18 protein-coding genes are annotated in these 18,063 nt (G+C 68.7%); 15 read left to right on the forward strand and 3 right to left on the reverse strand.

The window, feature by feature from the left end; all coding sequences use genetic code 11:
- The first annotated feature begins 57 nt into the window (after positions 1–57).
- From BJ970_RS19390 to BJ970_RS19455, 14 genes are all read left to right on the forward strand, one after another.
- Positions 58–2,472 carry a phosphoketolase family protein gene (locus BJ970_RS19390; protein ID WP_184727553.1) on the forward strand — a complete coding sequence of 805 codons (2,415 nt, stop codon included), beginning with the start codon at positions 58–60 and terminating at the stop codon, positions 2,470–2,472.
- The gene (locus BJ970_RS19395; protein WP_184727554.1) at positions 2,469–3,554 is read left to right on the forward strand and encodes an acetate/propionate family kinase; all 1,086 of its coding nucleotides are present in this window, start codon (positions 2,469–2,471) and stop codon (positions 3,552–3,554) included. Before BJ970_RS19390 ends, BJ970_RS19395 begins: the two co-directional genes overlap by 4 nt.
- A gap of 185 nt (positions 3,555–3,739) precedes the next feature.
- Positions 3,740–4,603 carry an ectoine/hydroxyectoine ABC transporter substrate-binding protein EhuB gene (gene ehuB, locus BJ970_RS19400; protein WP_184727555.1) on the forward strand — a complete coding sequence of 288 codons (864 nt, stop codon included), beginning with the start codon at positions 3,740–3,742 and terminating at the stop codon, positions 4,601–4,603.
- A 25-nt stretch (positions 4,604–4,628) separates the two neighbouring features.
- On the forward strand, positions 4,629–5,333 hold the full coding sequence (ehuC, locus tag BJ970_RS19405) for an ectoine/hydroxyectoine ABC transporter permease subunit EhuC (protein ID WP_184727556.1): 705 nt from the start codon (positions 4,629–4,631) through the stop codon (positions 5,331–5,333).
- Positions 5,330–5,986 carry an ectoine/hydroxyectoine ABC transporter permease subunit EhuD gene (gene ehuD, locus BJ970_RS19410; RefSeq protein ID WP_184727557.1) on the forward strand — a complete coding sequence of 219 codons (657 nt, stop codon included), beginning with the start codon at positions 5,330–5,332 and terminating at the stop codon, positions 5,984–5,986. The genes ehuC and ehuD overlap by 4 nt, the downstream gene beginning before the upstream one ends.
- 13 nt (positions 5,987–5,999) lie before the next feature.
- Positions 6,000–6,758: an ectoine/hydroxyectoine ABC transporter ATP-binding protein EhuA gene (gene ehuA / locus BJ970_RS19415; RefSeq protein ID WP_184729221.1), complete on the forward strand. Its 759-nt coding sequence runs from the start codon at positions 6,000–6,002 to the stop codon at positions 6,756–6,758.
- Positions 6,759–7,070: 312 nt separating this feature from the next.
- Positions 7,071–7,328, forward strand: coding sequence for a helix-turn-helix domain-containing protein (locus BJ970_RS40040; RefSeq protein ID WP_184727558.1), 258 nt, complete (start codon positions 7,071–7,073; stop codon positions 7,326–7,328).
- Entirely contained in the window at positions 7,237–8,214 is a 978-nt protein-coding gene (locus tag BJ970_RS19425) for an NsdA family TPR-like regulatory protein (protein WP_184729418.1), read from the forward strand. The genes BJ970_RS40040 and BJ970_RS19425 overlap by 92 nt, the downstream gene beginning before the upstream one ends.
- A gap of 73 nt (positions 8,215–8,287) precedes the next feature.
- Positions 8,288–8,449 carry a hypothetical protein gene (locus BJ970_RS19430; RefSeq protein WP_184727559.1) on the forward strand — a complete coding sequence of 54 codons (162 nt, stop codon included), beginning with the start codon at positions 8,288–8,290 and terminating at the stop codon, positions 8,447–8,449.
- Entirely contained in the window at positions 8,449–8,685 is a 237-nt protein-coding gene (locus tag BJ970_RS19435; protein ID WP_184727560.1) for an HC3 family zinc finger protein, read from the forward strand. Before BJ970_RS19430 ends, BJ970_RS19435 begins: the two co-directional genes overlap by 1 nt.
- Before the next feature lie 354 nt (positions 8,686–9,039).
- Positions 9,040–9,663 (forward strand): DddA-like double-stranded DNA deaminase toxin, encoded by a 624-nt coding sequence (locus tag BJ970_RS19440; RefSeq protein ID WP_184727561.1) that lies wholly within the window; start codon positions 9,040–9,042, stop codon positions 9,661–9,663.
- A complete protein-coding gene (locus tag BJ970_RS19445; RefSeq protein WP_184727562.1) occupies positions 9,660–10,121 on the forward strand; it encodes an Imm1 family immunity protein in 462 nt (153 codons plus the stop codon). Before BJ970_RS19440 ends, BJ970_RS19445 begins: the two co-directional genes overlap by 4 nt.
- A 120-nt stretch (positions 10,122–10,241) precedes the next feature.
- Entirely contained in the window at positions 10,242–10,697 is a 456-nt protein-coding gene (locus BJ970_RS19450; RefSeq protein WP_184727563.1) for an Imm1 family immunity protein, read from the forward strand.
- 219 nt (positions 10,698–10,916) lie between these two features.
- A complete protein-coding gene (locus BJ970_RS19455) occupies positions 10,917–12,890 on the forward strand; it encodes an APC family permease (protein WP_184729222.1) in 1,974 nt (657 codons plus the stop codon).
- A 126-nt stretch (positions 12,891–13,016) separates the two neighbouring features.
- Here BJ970_RS19455 and BJ970_RS19460 read toward each other — a convergent pair whose 3' ends face one another.
- Positions 13,017–13,223 carry a PspC domain-containing protein gene (locus tag BJ970_RS19460; RefSeq protein ID WP_184727564.1) on the reverse strand — a complete coding sequence of 69 codons (207 nt, stop codon included), beginning with the start codon at positions 13,221–13,223 and terminating at the stop codon, positions 13,017–13,019.
- Positions 13,224–13,261: 38 nt separating this feature from the next.
- On the opposite strand from BJ970_RS19460, the gene BJ970_RS19465 reads away from it, so the two are divergent.
- A complete protein-coding gene (locus BJ970_RS19465) occupies positions 13,262–14,194 on the forward strand; it encodes a coiled-coil domain-containing protein (RefSeq protein WP_184727565.1) in 933 nt (310 codons plus the stop codon).
- A gap of 122 nt (positions 14,195–14,316) precedes the next feature.
- Here the strand turns inward: BJ970_RS19465 and BJ970_RS19470 are convergent, their stop codons facing one another.
- On the reverse strand, positions 14,317–15,891 hold the full coding sequence (locus BJ970_RS19470) for a hydantoinase B/oxoprolinase family protein (protein ID WP_184727566.1): 1,575 nt from the start codon (positions 15,889–15,891) through the stop codon (positions 14,317–14,319).
- Positions 15,888–17,840, reverse strand: coding sequence for a hydantoinase/oxoprolinase family protein (locus BJ970_RS19475; protein ID WP_184727567.1), 1,953 nt, complete (start codon positions 17,838–17,840; stop codon positions 15,888–15,890). The genes BJ970_RS19470 and BJ970_RS19475 overlap by 4 nt, the downstream gene beginning before the upstream one ends.
- Positions 17,841–18,063: the final 223 nt, after the last annotated feature.

Below are 18,063 nucleotides of genomic sequence, written 5' to 3' on the forward strand. Positions count from 1 at the left end.
CGAACCGGCTGGTGCCTACCACGCTGAATGGTGAGGCGAGGAGTTGGAGGAGCCGGGATGACCAGTGACACCAGCACCACCGGGACCACCTGGACCACCACGCCGACGGTGTCGGAGTACTTGGACGCGCGGGAACTGGACGGCCTCCAGCTGTGGTGGCGGGCGGCCAACTACCTGTCCGTCGGACAGATCTACCTCATGGACAACCCGCTGCTGCGGGAGCCGCTGCGCCCGGAGCACATCAAGCCCCGGCTGCTCGGGCACTGGGGCACCACGCCGGGACTGAACTTCATCTACGCCCACCTGAACCGGGCGATCCGGGCCCGCGACCTGGACATGATGTATGTGATCGGCCCGGGCCACGGCGGGCCCGGTCTGGTCGCGGCGGCGTGGCTGGAGGGCACCTATAGCGAGGTCTACCCCGACGCGGCCCAGGACTACGAGGGGCTGCGTCGCTTGGTCACCCAGTTCTCCTTCCCCGGCGGGATCCCCAGCCACGTCGCACCGGAGACGCCCGGGTCCATCCACGAGGGCGGGGAGCTCGGGTACTCGCTCTCGCACGCCTTCGGCGCGGCCTTCGACAACCCCGATCTGATCGTGTCGTGCGTGGTGGGCGACGGCGAGGCGGAGACCGGGCCACTGGCAACGGGCTGGCATTCCAACAAGTTCCTGAACCCGGCGACCGACGGCGCGGTTCTGCCGATACTGCACCTCAACGGCTACAAGATCGCCAACCCGACCGTGCTGGCGCGCATTCCGGAAGACGAATTGCTCGGCATGCTGCGGGGTTTCGGTTATGAGCCATACCTGGTATCCGGCTGGGAGCCGGAGCCGATGCACCACCTGTTCGCCGCGACGCTGGACCGGTGCCTGGACGAGATCGCCGCGATCCAGCGCCGGGCCCGGCGGGACGGCCGGGTGCAGCGGCCGCGCTGGCCGATGATCGTGCTGCGCACCCCGAAGGGCTGGACGGGACCGGACATTGTGGACGGAAAAGAGGTGGAGGGCACCTGGCGGTCGCACCAGGTGCCGATCAGCGACCCCCGCAACAACCGGGAGCACCTGCGGCAACTCGAATCCTGGCTGCGCGGCTACGAACCGGCCGCGCTGTTCGAGACCAGCGGCGCACCGGTGCAGCGGATCAAGGAGCACAACCCGTCCGGCACGCGGCGGATGAGCGACAATCCGCACGCCAACGGCGGACTGCTGCTGCGTGCTTTGCGGATGCCGGACTTCCGGAACTACGCGGTGCGGGTGGACGAGCCGGGCGCCACCATCGGAGAGGCCACCCGGGTGCTGGGCGGCTTCCTTCGCGACGTGGTGCGCCTGAACGCCGACGAGCGCAATTTTCGGGTCTTCTCGCCGGACGAGAACAACTCCAACCGGCTCAACGCGATCCTGGAGGCGACCTCGCGCGCCTGGAACGCCGAGACCGAACCGGGCGACGAGTCGTTGGCCCCGGACGGCCGGGTGCTGGAGATCCTCTCCGAACACACCTGCCAGGGCTGGCTGGAGGGCTACCTGCTCACCGGTCGGCACGGGTTCTTCTCCTGCTACGAGGCGTTCGCGCACATCGTGGACTCGATGGTCAACCAGCACGCCAAATGGCTGAAGGTGAGCAACGGGCTGACCTGGCGGCAGCCGATCGCGTCGCTGAACTACCTGTTGACCTCGCACGTGTGGCGGCAGGACCACAACGGTTTCTCGCACCAGGACCCGGGATTCATCGACCACGTGATGAACAAGAAGGCCGAGGTGGTGCGGATCTACCTGCCGCCGGATACGAACACGCTGCTGTCGGTGGCCGATCACTGCCTGCGTAGCCGCGACTACATCAACGTGGTGGTGGCCGGCAAGCAGCCCGCGCCGCAGTATCTGGACGTGGACGCGGCGATCGTGCACTGCACCAAGGGAATCGGGATCTGGGACTGGGCCAGCAGCGATCGGGACGGCGACCCGGACGTGGTGATGGCGTGCGCCGGGGACGTGCCGACGATGGAGACGCTGGCCGCCGTCGACCTGCTCCGACAGCACTTCCCGGACCTGCGGATCCGGGTGATCAACGTGGTGGACCTGATGCGGCTGCAAGACGAGCGCGCGCACCCGCACGGGTTGTCCGACGCCGAGTTCGACAGCCTGTTCACCCGCGACCGGCCGGTGATCTTCAACTACCACGGTTATCCCTGGTTGATCCACCGGCTGACCTACCGGCGGCACAACCACGACAACATCCACGCCCGCGGCTACAAGGAGGAGGGCACCACGACCACGCCGTTCGACATGTGCGTGCTCAACGAGATCGACCGGTTCAACCTGGCCATCGCCGTGATCGACCGGGTGCCGCTGGTGGGCGCGCGGGCGGCCTACGCGCGAGAGGCATTGAAGTCCAAGCTGATCGAGCACCGGCAATACGTGGCGACGCACGGCGAGGACATGCCGGAGATCCAGGACTGGGCCTGGTCGGCGCGATGAGGGTGCTGACCGTGAACGCGGGTTCCAGCAGTCTGAAGCTGGGACTGCTGGACGACGACGAGGCGGTGGCCGAGCAGACGCTGGAGCACTGGGACGGCGATTCGGAGCCGATCAGCCGGTTCCTCGACGAGCACGGTGCGGACGCCGTCGGGCACCGCGTGGTGCACGGCGGCCCCCGGATCGTCGCGGCCACCGTGGTCGACGACGAGGTGCAGACCTACCTGTCGTCGTTGGCCGAACTCGCCCCACTGCACCAACCGCGCGCGATCGCCGGGCTGCGTGCGGCGCGCACCGCAGCCCCGGGGACGCCGTCGGTGGCATGTGTGGACACCGCGTTCCACGCCGGACTCTCACCTGCGGCGGCTACTTACGCGCTGCCTCGGGAGTGGAACCGGAAGTGGTCGTTGCGCCGCTACGGGTTTCACGGCTTGTCGCATTCGTATGCGGTGGCTCGCGGCGCCGTACTGGCGGGCCTGCCGCCGCGGCAGGGCCGGGTGCTGTGCTGCCACCTGGGCGCCGGAGCGTCGATGGCGGCGGTGCGCGACGGCCGGTGCGTGGACACGACGATGGGTTTCACGCCGGAAGAGGGCCTGGTCATGAACACCCGCAGCGGCACGGTCGATCCGGGTCTGCTCGGCTGGCTGCTGAACACGAAAGACGTTGCGCCGCAGGAGTTGTTTGAGGTGTTGTCGGATCGCTCCGGCCTTGCCGGGCTGTCGGGTGTTTCCGGTGACCTGCGCGATGTGCTCGCGGCCCGGGACAACGGCGACGCGGATGCGGCGTTGGCCTACGACGTATATCGGCACAGCTTGGTGCGGCATGCGGGGGCGATGGTCGCCGTGCTAGGCGGACTCGACCTGCTCGTTTTCACCGGCGGGATTGGGGAACACCAGTCGCCGGTGCGGGACGCGGTGTGCGAAGCGCTTGAATTCGCCGGTGTGGCGGCGGATTCGGCGCTGAACGCGGCGGCGGAAGAGGACGCCGACATCACGGCCCCCGGTGCGCCCGCGCGCACCGTGGTGGTGCAGGCCCGCGAAGATCTGGAGATCGCCCGCCAAACCCGCGCGGCGCTGCACGAGTGATGCGTCGGTCGACTCGGGTGCCGATTGGAAATCGACGTGCTGGTTTCCAGTGAATTGGCCGACGGTGGGATCCACCGGTTACACATTGTCAACAATCTTGCATTGACAGTCCGAATCGGGCGACCTAGCGTTTCTGCTCAACGCATCACTCGAATGGGCGATGCACGTGAGGGAGGCGTGAGCCGATGCGCAGGACCGAAATCTCCCGACGACGGCTGCTCCTGGCCCTGCCGGCGGCAGGTTTCCTCGCCGGGTGCAGCTTCACCCAACCCGGCACCGGCAAGCCCACAGAATCCACATTGGACCAGATCAGGAAGCAGGGGTTCGCCCGCATCGCCATCGCCAACGAACCCCCCTACACGCAGATCAAGCCGGATGGCACGGTCACCGGCGCGGAGCCGGACGTGGTCGCCGCCGTGCTGAAGCGGATGGGGGTGCCGCAGATCCAGGGCGTGGTCACCCCGTACGAGTCGATGATCCCCGGGCTCAACGCGAACCGCTGGGACATCATCGCGGCCGGGCTGTTCATGAAGCAGTCGCGGTGCAGCCAGATCCTCTACTCCGAGCCGGAGATCGTCTCGACGGAGTCGTTCGCGGTGCCCGCGGGCAACCCGAAGAACCTGACCAGCGTCGCGGCCGTCAAGGCCGACCCGGGAGTGAAAGTCGCCGTGCTGCCCGGCGGTTTCGAAGACGGCGCGCTGAAGACGCAGAACGTGCCGGCCGCCCAGATCGTCAACATCCCCGACGGACGCAGCGGGATCGAGGCGGTGCAGGCGGGCCGGGCCGACGCGTTCTTCCTGCCGACGCTGTCGTTGAACTCGCTGAAGACCGACGGGATCGACATCACCCCGGCGATCCAGGACGTGCAGCAGACCGGCTCGGGGGCCGGCTTCCGCAAGGCCGACCAAGACCTGGTCAACGCCTACGACGAGCAGCTGCGCGCCCTGAAGGCGAGCCCCGAGTTCGACCAGATCCTTTCGCCGTGGGGGTTTTCGGCAAACGCCGCCCGAGGCGTCACCCGCGATCAGCTCTGCGCCGTGGCGGGCTGACCCGGGCGGACGGAGTCCTAAGCGCATGTCCCAGATCCTGCCGTTCTTGCCCCTGCTGCTCAACGGCCTGCTGATCACGCTGGCGCTGACCGCGGTCGGCATGGTCGTCACCGTCGTGGTCGCCTTCACGGCCGGGCTGTGCCGGATGTCCCGGCGCCGCTGGCTGCGTTGGCCGGCCGGGGCGTTCATCGAGATCTTCCGCGGCACGTCGATGTTGGTCCAGCTGTTCTGGCTGTTCTTCGCCCTGCCCTTCTTCGGGGTGCAACTCGTGCCGTTCGCCGCGGCAGTACTGGCGCTCGGATTGAACGAAGGCGCCTACGGCGCGGAGATCGTGCGCGGCGCGATCACCGCGTTGCCGCGTGGCCAGCGCGAAGGCGCGATCGCGCTGAGCCTGACCCCATACCAGCGGATGCGGTTCGTGATCCTGCCGCAGGCGATACCGGCGATGATCCCGCCGTTCGGCAACGTCTTCGTCGACCTGCTGAAGAACACCTCGCTGGTGTCCCTGGTGACCGTCGCCGACCTGACCTTCCGGGCGCAGATGGTGCGGGCCACCACCGGCGCCACCGCGGCGGTGTTCGGGACCATCCTGGTGCTGTACTTCGTCGCGGCGTACGCACTGTCGCTCGGTACGGACTGGCTGGAGCGCCGGATGGATCCGACCCGTCCCGCGGCGCCGACGACCTTGACGCAACGCCTGTTCGGCACTCGGCGGGTGGTGGGCTCATGATTTGGGACTGGTCGTTCGCGGCGAGCATCATTCCGTCCCTTTTGGACGGCCTTTGGGTGACGGTTCAGGTCACCCTCATCGGCATGGCGATCGCGCTGGTGCTCGGGCTCGTGGTGGCCGTCGTGCGCTTTTCCCGAATCCCATTGCTGAGCAAGCTCTTCGGGTTCTTCCTGCAGTTCGTGCGGGGCACGCCGCTGCTCGTGCAGGCCTACTTCGCCTTCTATGTGCTGCCGAATGTCGGAGTGCGGTTCTCGCCGCTGGTCACCGGGATCATCGTGATCGGCATCAACTACAGCGCCTACACCGCCGAGGTTTACCGCGCCGGGATCCAGAGCGTGCCCGCCGGGCAGTGGGAGGCGGCGACCGCGCTGAGCCTGTCCGCCTGGCAGCGCTGGCGGTTCGTGGTGCTGCCGCAGGCGGTCCGCGACGTCATCCCGGCGCTGGGCAACTACGTGGTGCAGATGTTCAAGGACTCGGCGATCCTGTCCGCCATCACGGTCTTCGAACTGCTCAGCCACGCGACCTCGATCGGGTCCAGCAGCTACCGCTACCTGGAGCCGCTGACGATCGCCGGCCTGTTGTTCCTCGCGGTCAGCTTGCCCGCCGCGAAGCTGATCAAACGATTGGAGCTGCGCCTTGCCCATCCGAGATGAGGATGCCCGGCCGATGGTCTCGTTCTCCGGCGTGGGAAAGTCGTTCGGCAGCAACCAGGTGCTGCGGGAACTCGACCTCGAAGTCGCCGCCGGGGAGAAGGTTTCCATCATCGGCCCGAGCGGCTCCGGCAAGACCACCATCCTGCGGCTGCTCATGACATTGGAGCAGCCGGACAGCGGGCTCGTCGAGGTCGATGGCGAGCCGCTGTGGGATTGCCGCGACGGGAAGGCCACGGCGGACACCCGGCAGCAGGCGGCGGCGCGGCGCAAGATCGGGATGGTGTTCCAGCACTTCAACCTGTTCCCGCACATGACGGTGCTGAACAACGTGACCCTGTCGCCGGTCCAGGTGCTGGGGATGACCCGGGAGCAGGCCGAGCAGCGCGCGGTCGACCTGCTGCAGATGGTCGGGCTGGACCAGCACCTCGGGCACAAGCCGGGGCAACTCTCGGGCGGTCAGCAGCAGCGCGTCGCGATCGCCCGCGCGCTGGCGATGCGGCCGAAGGTGATGCTCTTCGACGAGGTCACCTCCGCCCTGGACCCGGAGCTGATCGGCGAGGTCCTCAGCGTCATCCGCGACCTGGCCCACACGACCGCCATGACGATGCTTCTGGTCACCCACGAGATGCGCTTCGCCGAGGAGATCTCGGACCGGGTTCTGATGTTCGACTCCGGCGCGGTGGTGGAGTCCGGGCCCCCGTCGACGATTTTCGAGGAACCCCAGCACGAACGGACCCAACGCTTCCTCAAAGCCGTCCTCGAACGCAAGTGATCCCCGATGCCAAGCCGCTTGGTTGCGGGTGCCCGCATGCTTCACCCGTCCGGCGTAGCCCTGCCTTCAATCGCACAAGGCCAGGGAGCTTGTCGAGTCGAGCGCGGCAAATGGCGCTGTTCCGACGGTAGTGTCGCGTTCGGCTGGCTGTCCGACGACTTCGGCGCGGATGACTAACCCCGCTCCCACGCGCGTACGGGCGTAAAGGTTTCCGATTCCGCGCTACCCTCAACACCACCTCCCCGCCGGGAGGATGACCCCCAGGGACGCCTGGGGGTCATCGGCGGGGAACCCCGGCGGGAAGGCATCACCATGTCCGAATTCGGGCAGACTTTGCGGCGCCTCCGCGAGGCAGCAGGGTTATCGCAGCCCCAACTCGCGCGGCAGGCGTACATGAGCCAATCCAGCATCTGCCGCTACGAGAACGGCAAACAAACACCTGACACCACCACCGCACAGCACCTAGACGACGTGCTCGATGCCGGCGGGGCATTGGCCGCAACTCCTAGAACCCGCAGACGTCTCCACCGGGGTGATCGCACCAGACGAACACGACCGGCCCGTGGATAGCCGCTACGTCGACGGCATGCGGGAAACCATTCGCCACCTCGTTGCCCTCGATGGCCTGCACGGCGGTAACGACATCGCCGGTCTCGCAGTCCGCTTGTTCCGCACTGCCCATCGAAAGCTCTCCAGCGGACGCTACGAATGTGCAGTAGAGCGCGATTTCGAAGCCGTGACCGGTGAAATGGGCGAACTCGCCGGGTGGCTGCTGTACGACACTGACCGCCAGGACGAGTCACGGCAACTGAACCTGGAATCGCTGGCGCTGTCCCGGATGGCTGGGGACCGCTCCATCGAGCTGTTCACGCTCACCAACTGGAGCATGCAAACCCTGTACGTGGGCAGACCCCGCGAGGCACTGCGAATCGTCGACACCACGATGGACGACCGCCACCTATCGCCCCGCGTCACGACACTGCTGCGGATTCGCCGAGCTCGCGCGCTCGCGGACCTCGGAGCCGACACCGAAGCTCTGGCGGAAATGGGCCGTTCCAGGACGGCGCTTTCCGATGGTGTCCGGAGCGGTGACCCGGAGTGGACCTGGTGGGTTGGTGACGGGGTGGTGGACTGGAACGAGGGAATGCTGTGGGCCAGTCTCGGTCAATGGTCGACCGCCGTCGACCGGTTCAGCCGAGCGGCCGAGTACTTCTCCACCAAGCCGCCTCGATGGCAGTACGAAAACAACGCGCATCTTCTCGAAGCGCTCATCCGCGTACGAGACTGGACCCGCGCCGAGACCGTCAGCGAAGACCTGTTCTCGCTTGCTGTCGACATAGGGTCAGACCGCGTGACGCGACTGCTGCGGCGCACGACCGCCGATGCCCGGCGAACCTCGACTCAGTCCACCCTCGTGGGCATGCTCGCCGAGCTTGATCGGCGGGTGGCGATCTAACCGACCTATGCGCATAGGCGTCCGCATGACGCAACCCCTGTAGCGGGCGTGATGGCGAGTCGACGTTAGGGGCATGCCGCAAGCGCTGCTGATCCTCGCCGTGCTGGCCTGGTCCTTGATTTTCGGCCGGGCGATTCTGCTGTGGTGGCTGCCTGGCCACCGTCCGATCTTTGCCCAGGCGAGACGCGCTCGGGCCACTGTGGCGCGTGGCGGTACCGCGGGGCCGGTGGCGTGATGTACCAACCCCATCCATTCCACTGGGTTCCCGCCGACGGCAAGCGGCACGCCAGCACCGACCCCAAACCTGCCAAGGGCTACCCGTCCGGACTCGTGGTGGCCACCCTGTGCGGCCACCAGTTGGCAGCGGAAAAGACCGATCTGGCGTGGTTGTGGGAGACGTGCCGGACCTGCGACGACAAGGCCCACGCGCTTGCTAAGGCCTCGACGCCGCCTGCGGCGAGTGCGCGATGAGCGCGGAGGATGCCGACCGGGCAGTTGCTCTCGCCACGCTGTTGACTAAGGCGGCCGTCGAGCTGAACAGCTTGGCCGGGAAGGGAGGTGCACATGTCCAACAACCCTGAAACCGAGTCAGAGCCAAAGCCAGAACCGGCATGCGGCGAGGGTGAGCAGCCCGTCTACGACTCGGCCGGAACCACGCGTTGGTCAGTCGGTCCGCAGCTGTAGTCGAAGCCCCACCGCGCTGGGGCATGACACAGCTCGACTCGATGAACGTGGTGGGGCCGAACGGTATCCGCCGCAAACGGCCCCACCGCACCGGGGCACCTGCCACGCTATCCGGCGCGGCGAATTGCAAAAGAGGGCGACATGTCGGCGCTCGGTGATCTCGATCAGACATTGGCGCAGGTGGTTGATCGGATCACTGCCGCCCTCGGCCTTCTCGCCACCGCGCAGGACGCGTGCGATGAAGCCGGTGAAATCCTGGGGTTCGCACTGGAAGGCACCGCCGACCCGGAAGCGCTGGAAGTCCTCGCCGTAGTGGAGCCGACCAGCGATGAGTTGATCCACGCTTTCCAGGCGGCACACCGCGTGATTGAGCTGATCACGACCTACCGCCGATGTCTGGAAGTACAGCAGGCCATCGACTCCACCCCGCCCAGCGCCGCGCACCCCTCAACCGCCGGCCGGATACCTACAGACGCCGCCCGCGACCGACGGTGGGTCGAGCAGGCGCGCAAGCGACTACCCCGCAGGGAAGGCGGCCAGACGACAGGCTTCGGCTACGACCGCGACGGCACCGAGTTCCGCATCACCAGCGGCCGGGAGGACATCTCGGAGAGCGCGCGGCTGATCCTGCACAACAGCGACCGGTTCACGCCCCACTCGAATCGAGGCGCGCCGACGATGATTACTCACGTGGAGACCAAATACGCCCAGATGATGCGCGAAGCCGGGCAGACGTACGAGATTCACGGAGAAGCCAGACCATGACCGCAACGGACACAGCGACCGTGATCACCGTCGTGTTCCACTCCGAGTTCCACTACGCGCGCACTCTTGAGGAGGTCGACGCGCTGGTGCGGCGGATTGTCGAGGATCCGCCGCGCCCGGTCTGCGCGGTCTATGTGTGGGACCGGCCGTGCCGCGGGCACTTCGAGCCCGGCGGCCCCGCGTTTCCCACCGGACGACTGCGGGTGTCCACTTCGCCGGCGACCGGTTGGGGCGCGCTCAACTACGTCGACCGGGACAGGCCGGACGGCGCCCTGGTCGACTCCTTCAATCCCGACGCAGGACCGGCCACCCCGGTCCTGCCGCTGGACACCAACGGGATTGACTTCCCGGCCTCGGCGTCCCTGCCGCTGGAGAAGGTGCGCGAGGCGATCGCCGAGTACTGCCGGACCGGGGCGCGGCCGACGTGCGTGCAGTGGCAGCTCGGCGAGTGGTACTGACCCGAAGACGACGAACGCGCGCCACACCCGGTGAAGGGTGCGAATGCCGGAGGGCTCGACGCTGGTGGTGTGGGAGCCGGGCGCGACGAAACCCATCGAGCTGCATGGAGAGGCAAGACCATGACGATCGAGCAAGACCAGACCGTGGTCACGGCAGTGTTTCACCACATCTTTCGGTACGCACGCACCGCCGACGAGATTACGGAACTGTCGCGCGTGATCGTGGAGCAGCCACCGGAGCCGGTCTGCGAGGTGTACGTGTGGGATCGCCCGTGCCTGTCGTTCCGCGATGAGGCCGGGCCAGCGTTCCCCGACTCTGGTCGATTGCGGGTGTCCGCCGACCCGACGATCGGATGGGGTGCCCTGAACTACGAAGGGCCGGATGCGGACCTTTCGGATTCTTACAACCCGAACACGAGAGAACATTGCCCGGTGCTGCCACTCGACACGGACGGCGTTGACTTCCCGCGCTCGGCGTCCCTGCCGCTGGAGAAGGTGCGCGAGGCGGTCACCGAATACTGCCGCACCGGGGCGCGGCCGACGTGCGTGCAGTGGCAGCCCGGCGAGTGGTACTGACCCGGAGACGACGAATGCGCCCCACACCCGGTGAAGGGTGTGAAGCGCATCTGTGGGAGGACTGCGGACAGCGGCACGCCTGGCCGGACACCTCGCGGCCACCGGTCAACGGCTGTCGGCCCGGCTCGAACTCCCGAGCGTCTGGCGCGTGGCATCACGCGATGTCGGGTGCCGTCAGCGGTACGCGCCTAGCCTGGAGTGGTGGCTTCGGCGTTGCAGATGTTGAAGCGGCTGGTGCTGGGGCGCCCGGTCCGTAGCGACCGGTTGCAGGAGACCCTGCTGCCGAAACGGCTAGCGCTGCCGATCTTCGCCAGCGACCCGCTCTCCTCGGTCACCTACGCGACGCAGGAGATCCTGCTGATCCTGTCGCTCGGCGGGCTGGCGCTGCTGCACCTGACGCCGTGGGTGGCGCTGGCGGTCGTGGTGTTGCTCGCCGTCGTGGTGGCTTCCTACCGGCAGGTCGTGCACGCCTATCCCAGTGGCGGCGGGTCCTACGAGGTCGTGGCGCGCAACCTCGGCCGCGACCCGAGCCTGGTGGTGGCCGCCGCGCTGATGGTCGACTACGTGATGACGGTGGCGGTGTCGGTCGCGGCCGGTGTCGACAACCTGGTGTCGGCCGTGCCGTCGCTGTACCCGCAGCGGGTCTGGATAGCCATCCTCGTCGTGGTGCTGCTGATCGCGATGAACCTGCGCGGCACCCGCGAATCCGGCCGCGCGTTCGCGGTGCCCACCTACCTGTTCGTCGCGGCGATGGGCCTGACCATCGTGGTCGGACTCGCGCAGACCGCGACGGGACATCCGCCCGTCGCGGAGAGCGCGGGTTGGGGCATCCGTCCGGAACAGGTCGACGTCACCGGGTTGGCCCTGATCTTCTTGCTACTGCGGGCGTTCTCCTCCGGTTGCACGGCCTTGACCGGGGTAGAGGCGATCTCCAACGGGGTGCCCGCGTTCCGGCCGCCGAAGGACGTCAACGCCGGGCGAACCATGATCATCATGGGTGTGCTGGCGATCTTCCTGTTCAGCGGGGCGACGGCGCTGGCGATGATCTCCCGGGTGCGGATCGCGGAGAATCCGTGCGACCTGATCGGGTTCCCGGCCAACTGCGGCAGCGTCGGGCAGCGCACCGTCATCGCGCAGATCGCCAGCGCGGTGTTCGGGGGCGACAGCGTGCTGTTCTTCGTCGTGCAGGCCGGTGCGGCGCTGATCCTGCTGCTGGCCGCGAACACCGCCTTCAACGGCTTCCCGATGCTCGGGTCGCTGCTCGCGCGGCGCCGGTACCTGCCGCGCCAGCTGCACACCCGTGGCGACCGGCTGGCGCACTCGAACGGCATCGTCATGCTCGGGTTGGTCGCGATCGCGCTCATCGCGGCGTTCGAAGGATCCGTGACCGGGCTGATCCAGCTCTACATCCTCGGAGTGTTCACCTCGTTCACGTTGTGCCAGATCGGCATGGTGAAGCACTGGAACACGCGGCTCGCCGACGCCGACGCGGCGCAGCGGCCGCGGATCCACCGGGCCAGGCTGGTCAACGCCTTCGGTGCGGTGCTGACCGCGACGGTGCTGGTCGTCGTGCTCATCACGAAGTTCACCCACGGCGCCTACCTCGTGGTGATCGCGATTCCCGCGCTGTACTTCCTGATGCGCGCCGTGCACCGGCACTACCGCGAGGTCCGGCGGGAGCTCGAACCGGATACCGACGGAATCACCCTGCCCAGCAGGGTGCACGCGGTGGTCCTGGTGTCCACATTGCACAAGCCGACGCTGCGGGCATTGGCGTTCGCCCGCGCCAACCGGCCGGACACCTTGACCGCGCTCACCGTCAACGTCGATGACCCGGATACGCGCATCCTGCGCAGCGAGTGGGAACGGCACAGCATCGACGTGCCGTTGAAGGTCATCGAGTCGCCCTACCGCGAGATCACCCGGCCGGTCATCGACTACATCAAGCGGATCCGCCGGGAAAGCCCGCGCGACCTGGTGTGCGTGTATATCCCGGAATACGTCGTCGGTCGCTGGTGGGAGAACCTGTTGCACAACCAGAGTTCGCTCCGGCTCGGGTGGCGGCTGCGCTTCGAACCCGGCGTCATGGTGGTCAGCGTGCCCTGGCAACTCGAATCCAGCAGAATCCGCGACCTCGACCGGGTCCACCACGTCCCCGGCCACACTCGCCGCGGCATCGGCCCGCCCACCTGAGCCCGGGAAGCGTTGCGCACGATGCCTGATTCCGAGATGCGGAACCGGGTTCCCGCTGATGAGCGTACTTCCGGGGGTCATCGCCCCACGTGCTCGCGGCCTTTGAGCAGCGGGAACGCGACGACCCTAGGGTTGCGGGGCCGTTGGCGATCGCGGTGCCTTGGGCATCAGAAGCCACAGAGCCAGGTAGATCAAGAACTGTGGCCCCGGCAGGACGCAGGAGAGCACAAACGCCAGCCGGACCAGGCCGACGGGCCAACCGAACCGTTTCGCGATCCCGGCGCACACCCCGGCGATCATGGCCCCCTCGCGGGGCCGTTCCAAAGCAGTCATACCGCCAGCCTGCGGCGTCCGACCGTATCGCGCATGCCGTGTCGGCGTGGCACGTTGATCCCGTGGAATTGCCGGACCTGGCCCGCGAGCTGTACACCGCCGACCCCGCCGAGTTCATCCCGGCCCGCGACCGGCACGCTGCGGCGGCCGCCGAACGCGGTGACCAAGACCTCGCCGCCCGGCTCAAGAAGCTGCGCAAACCGACCGCCGCCGCCTGGGCGGTGAACCTGCTCGCCACCCGAGAGCCCCGCGCCATGACCAGGCTCCTGGACCTGGGCGAACAGCTGCGAGCGGCGCAGCGCGAACTGCGCGGCGACGACCTCCGGGCCCTCGCCGCGGACCGGACCCGTCTCCTGCGCGAACTCAGCGGACTAGCCGCTAAACTCGCTGGCCAACAGGGCCACCCCTTGACCGAACCGACCCGCCAACAAGTCGAACGCACCCTGACTGCGGCGCTGTCCGACCCCGAAGCGGCCCAGGCGGTGCAAGCGGGCACCCTGGCCAAACCCCTGGAATACAGCGGATTCGGCCTCGACGAACTCGCGGTCGCGGCCATCCGCCGCACCGCGGCCCGACCCAAATCGCAGCGCAAAGCGGAGCCGCGCGAAACACAGCGCAGCGCGGCGCCGGGCAGGGCGCCGGGCAGATCGCGCCGCGAAGCCGGGCGACGCGAAGCACAGCGCAGCGCGGAGCTGACCGGGCTGCGTGAGCAACTGCGACACACCGATGAACAACTCGGCGAAGCCGTGGACTCGCTGGAACTCGCCGAACGCGATGAGCGCGAGGCTGAGCAACGCTGCGAGGAACTACGCGACTCGCTGGAGGAGCTGCGCAACGAACTCTCGCGAGCGGAGCGCGAGCTGCGCGAGCACCGCCGCCAAGCGAGGACTGCGCGTCAGCGCCAGGAGCGAGCGCAGCGCGACCGCGACGCGCTCGCGGAGCGGTTGCGCCGCGCGGAAACGCCGGAGTAGTGAGCTCCGGCATCGCATGCGGAAGCCCCCGGCCGCTTGGACCGGAGGCCCCGCCGCACCGGGAAGTTCGAAGGCTCCACGTGCCAGCGCGGTGCGCCCGGTCGGCACCTACAGAGTAACGCTCAGCAGCCCTCGCTGGGAGCTCCCCACCCGCCGCCACCTGGGGTTTCGATGCGGACACGGTCGCCTCGGCGCAGCGGCCAGGTGCCCTTGGCCGGTAGCAGTTCCTCGGCGCCGCCGGCCCGGATCAAGACGTTGCGGCCCAGCGCGCCCGGCTGGCCGCCGCCGGTGCCCCACGGCGCGTGCTCGCGGCGCTCGGACTGGATGGTGAGCGTGCAGTCGGCGAGCGCTTCGATCTCCCGCACCAGGCCGTCGCCGCCGGGGTGCCGTCCCGCGCCGCCCGATGACGGGCGGAGTTCGTAGCGCCACACCCGCAGCGGGTAGTCCAGTTCCATCGCTTCCGCCGGGGTGTTCTGGGTGTTGGTCATGCCGGTGTGCACCCCCGACATGCCGGGGCGCGTCGGGGTTCCGCCTTCGCCGCCGCCGAGCGTCTCGTAGTAGCTGAACGCGGGATCGCCGCCGCCGATGAGCAGGTTGTTCATGGTGCCCTGGCTCGCGGCCGGAACCCGGTCGGGGATCGCCTGGGCGAACGCGCCGAGCAGCACATCCACGATGCGCTGACTGGTCTCGACGTTGCCCGCCGCCGTCGGAGCCGGAAAGGTCGGGTTCACCACCGTGCCCTCCGGCGCTTCGACGTGCAGCGCTCGGTAGCAGCCGGCGTTGGGCGGGGCGTCGGGATCGGTGAGCATCCGGAGCACGAACATCGACGCGGACAGCGTCACCGCGAACACCGCATTGCAGTTCACCGGGATCTGAGGTGCGCTGTCGGCGAAATCCACCGCCACCTCGTCGCCGGACACCGTCACCGCCGCCCGGATCGGCACCCCACCGCCGGTTTCAGGGTCGCCGATCTCCAGCACGTCGTCGTTGCGGTAGCAGCCGTCGGGAATCTCGCGGATCGCCGCGCGCACCCGGCGGTCGGAGTAGTCGCACACCGCCGTCATCGCCGCGCGCAGCCGCCGCGACCCCATCCGGTGGGCGAGTTCGCGCATCCGCACCGCGCCGACATGGTTGGCCGCGAACTGGGCGCGCAGGTCACCGCGGCGTTCCTTAGGGGTTCGCGAATTGGCCGCGATCAGCCGGACCACGTCTTCCCGTTCGCCGGTGGCGTCGGCGATGCGGATCGGCGGGATCCGGACGCCCTCCATCGCGATCTCGGTGGCCGTCGCCGGCATCGAGCCCGGGGCGGCACCGGCGACGTCGGCGTGGTGGGCGCGGTTGGCCACGTAGCCGAGCAGCCGGTCGCCGTAGCCGACGGCGGAGACGATCGTCAGATCCGGCAGATGGGTGCCGCCCAGGTAGGGGTCGTTGACGCAGACCTGGTCGCCTGGTGCGAGTTGCCCGCAGGTGTCCAGCACGGCGCGCACGCTCGCCGGCATCGCGCCCAGGTGCACGGGGATATGTTCGGCCTGCGCGACCATTTCGCCGTCGGCGTCGAACACCGCGGCCGAGCAGTCGGCGCGTTCCTTGATGTTGGGGGAGTAGGCGGCACGGCGCAGGGCCACGCCCATCTCGTCGGCGACGCCCGCCAGGGCGTGGCGGAACACCTCCAGCTCGACGGCGGTCAGCTCGGTCATGTCAACCGCACCACCAAATGCCCCGCTTCGTCGACCACGGCCGACTCGTCATCGGCGAGCAGCGTCGTGGTGTCCGGCTGCTCGACCAGCGCCGGACCGGTGACCTCGTCGCCCGGCCGCAGTGCGGCCCGGGACACGATGCGCGCTCGCACCGTCCGGTCGCCGATGCCGATCTCCCGGTCCGGCTTGCGTTCCGGCGCGCCCTGGTCCCAGTCCTGCGGCGGGGTCGCGAGAATCGGCTCCCCCTGGGCGATGACGCGCAGCGTGACCACCTCGACCTGCTCGTCCCGCATCGCATAACCGTACGATTCGCGGTGCGCGGTGTGCAGTAACTCGGCGATGTCCGCCTGCTCCGCGACGTCGATCCGTAGCTCGTGCGATTGGCCCGCGTAGCGCATATCGGCCACTTTGGACAGCGAGATCTCCGTTGTGACGCCTTGCTTTTCCAGCTCGCGGTGCGCCTCGGTCGCCAAATCGGCCCAAGCCTGGGACAGATCCTCGTGGGCATCCACCAACACCGTTCGCGATGCCTCGAAGCGCGGCGGCGCCAGCAACAGGCCGAGCGCGCTGAGCACGCCCGGCGCCGGAGGCACCACCACGGCCGGACAGCCGAGCTCCCGGGCCAGCGCTGTGGCGTGCAGCGGGCCCGCGCCGCCGTAGGCGACCAGGGCGAGCCCGGCCGGATCGACGCCGCGTTCGGTGCTGACCTTGCGCAGCGCCCGCGCCATCGTCGCCCGTACGACCGACAGCACGCCGGCGGCGGATTCCGGCAGCGTTTCCAACGCTCGGTTCGCCGCGTCGACGTCCAGCCGCAAGCCGCCGCCGAGCTCGCGAGCCGGGTCGAGGTGGCCCAGTGCGCAGTGCGCATCCGTCACCGTGGGATCCGCGCCGCCCAGGCCGTAGCAGGCCGGGCCGGGGTCGGCACCGGCCGAACGCGGGCCTACCCGCAACGCGCCGCCGGTGTCCACCCACGCGATCGAGCCGCCACCGGCACCCACGGTGTGGATCCCGACGGTCGGGGTGCGAAACGGCAGCCCGGCGAGCTCCGACGACGTGGATACCTCGGGGCGGCCCTCGCGGATCAGGCACACGTCGGTGGACGTGCCACCCATGTCGAAGGCGATCGCGTCGTCGAACCCGGCCGAGCGCGCGACCGCCCCGGCCGCCACCACGCCGGCGGCCGGTCCGGAAAGCAGCGTGTGCACCGGTGCCGTCGCGGCGAAATCCACCCCGGCGGTGCCGCCGCTGGAGGTCATCACCGTGATCGTCGGTTCCGGCAGGCGGGCGGTCAGGTTGGACAGGTAGCGGCGCATCACCGGCTCGACCGCCGCATTCAGCACGCAGGTCGACGCGCGCTCGAATTCGCGGAACTCGGGCAACAGCGAGCTGGAGCGGGTGATCGGCACGCCGAGGTCGGCCAGCGCCGCGCACAGCCGACGCTCGTGGTCGTCGCAGGCGTAGGAGAACAGTAGGCTCACCGCGATCGACTCGGGTTCGAGACCCCGGACCGCGTTCACCGCTCGCTCGATCTCGTCATCGGGCAGCGCGATGATCACCTCGCCTCGGGGACTGGTCCGCTCTGCGACGGTGACCACCCGCTCGTGCGGGACCAGCGGTTCCGGCTTGGTCGCGGACAGGTCGTAGAGGGCGGGGCGGTTCTGCCGGGCGATCTGCAGGACGTCGGTGAACCCGGCGGTGGTCACGAAGACGGTGCGAGCGATCTTGCGTTCCAGCACGGCGTTGGTGGCGGTGGTGCTGCCGTGCGGCAGGAGCCGGAGAGTGCCTTCAGGCAGGCTTTCGGCGATGCCGCGCTGGACGCCCTCGGCCTGGTTCGCCGGGGTGGTGGGCACCTTTACCGCCTTCGGCCGGTGGCCGGGGGCGTGCACGACGACATCGGTGAACGTGCCTCCGACATCCACCCCGGCACACGCCTCGGCCGTTCCCGGCATCACCGTCACCCCGGGGCCAATCATCGCGCAGCGGCGCGAGCCCGGCAGCCGCGCCGCAGTAGAACTTGTTCCAGTCTTTTCGTCGCCTACCTGCGGCGGTTCGGTGGTCGCACGCACCGCACCAGCCCCAGGCGCACCAGCCGTTGCACAAGGCAGCAGCCAGCGAGCATGCGTCTACTAAGAACTGTTCAGCGGCGCGATCTGCCCTTGCGGGGTGCCCTTT

The sequence above is a fragment of the Saccharopolyspora phatthalungensis genome, from assembly GCF_014203395.1.
GTDB lineage: Bacteria > Actinomycetota > Actinomycetes > Mycobacteriales > Pseudonocardiaceae > Saccharopolyspora > Saccharopolyspora phatthalungensis.

Coding starts and splice junctions, on each gene's coding strand:
- BJ970_RS19390 (WP_184727553.1), top strand. CDS start 58: ATGACCAGTGACACCAGCACCACCGGGACCACCTGGACCACCACGCCG.
- BJ970_RS19435 (WP_184727560.1), top strand. CDS start 8,449: ATGTACCAACCCCATCCATTCCACTGGGTTCCCGCCGACGGCAAGCGG.
- BJ970_RS40040 (WP_184727558.1), top strand. CDS start 7,071: ATGTCCGAATTCGGGCAGACTTTGCGGCGCCTCCGCGAGGCAGCAGGG.
- ehuA (WP_184729221.1), top strand. CDS start 6,000: ATGGTCTCGTTCTCCGGCGTGGGAAAGTCGTTCGGCAGCAACCAGGTG.
- BJ970_RS19445 (WP_184727562.1), top strand. CDS start 9,660: ATGACCGCAACGGACACAGCGACCGTGATCACCGTCGTGTTCCACTCC.
- BJ970_RS19425 (WP_184729418.1), top strand. CDS start 7,237: ATGCCGGCGGGGCATTGGCCGCAACTCCTAGAACCCGCAGACGTCTCC.
- BJ970_RS19395 (WP_184727554.1), top strand. CDS start 2,469: ATGAGGGTGCTGACCGTGAACGCGGGTTCCAGCAGTCTGAAGCTGGGA.
- BJ970_RS19440 (WP_184727561.1), top strand. CDS start 9,040: ATGTCGGCGCTCGGTGATCTCGATCAGACATTGGCGCAGGTGGTTGAT.
- BJ970_RS19460 (WP_184727564.1), bottom strand. CDS start 13,223: ATGACTGCTTTGGAACGGCCCCGCGAGGGGGCCATGATCGCCGGGGTG.
- BJ970_RS19430 (WP_184727559.1), top strand. CDS start 8,288: ATGCCGCAAGCGCTGCTGATCCTCGCCGTGCTGGCCTGGTCCTTGATT.
- BJ970_RS19455 (WP_184729222.1), top strand. CDS start 10,917: ATGTTGAAGCGGCTGGTGCTGGGGCGCCCGGTCCGTAGCGACCGGTTG.
- BJ970_RS19470 (WP_184727566.1), bottom strand. CDS start 15,891: ATGACCGAGCTGACCGCCGTCGAGCTGGAGGTGTTCCGCCACGCCCTG.
- ehuD (WP_184727557.1), top strand. CDS start 5,330: ATGATTTGGGACTGGTCGTTCGCGGCGAGCATCATTCCGTCCCTTTTG.
- ehuB (WP_184727555.1), top strand. CDS start 3,740: ATGCGCAGGACCGAAATCTCCCGACGACGGCTGCTCCTGGCCCTGCCG.
- BJ970_RS19475 (WP_184727567.1), bottom strand. CDS start 17,840: ATGCCGGGAACGGCCGAGGCGTGTGCCGGGGTGGATGTCGGAGGCACG.
- ehuC (WP_184727556.1), top strand. CDS start 4,629: ATGTCCCAGATCCTGCCGTTCTTGCCCCTGCTGCTCAACGGCCTGCTG.
- BJ970_RS19450 (WP_184727563.1), top strand. CDS start 10,242: ATGACGATCGAGCAAGACCAGACCGTGGTCACGGCAGTGTTTCACCAC.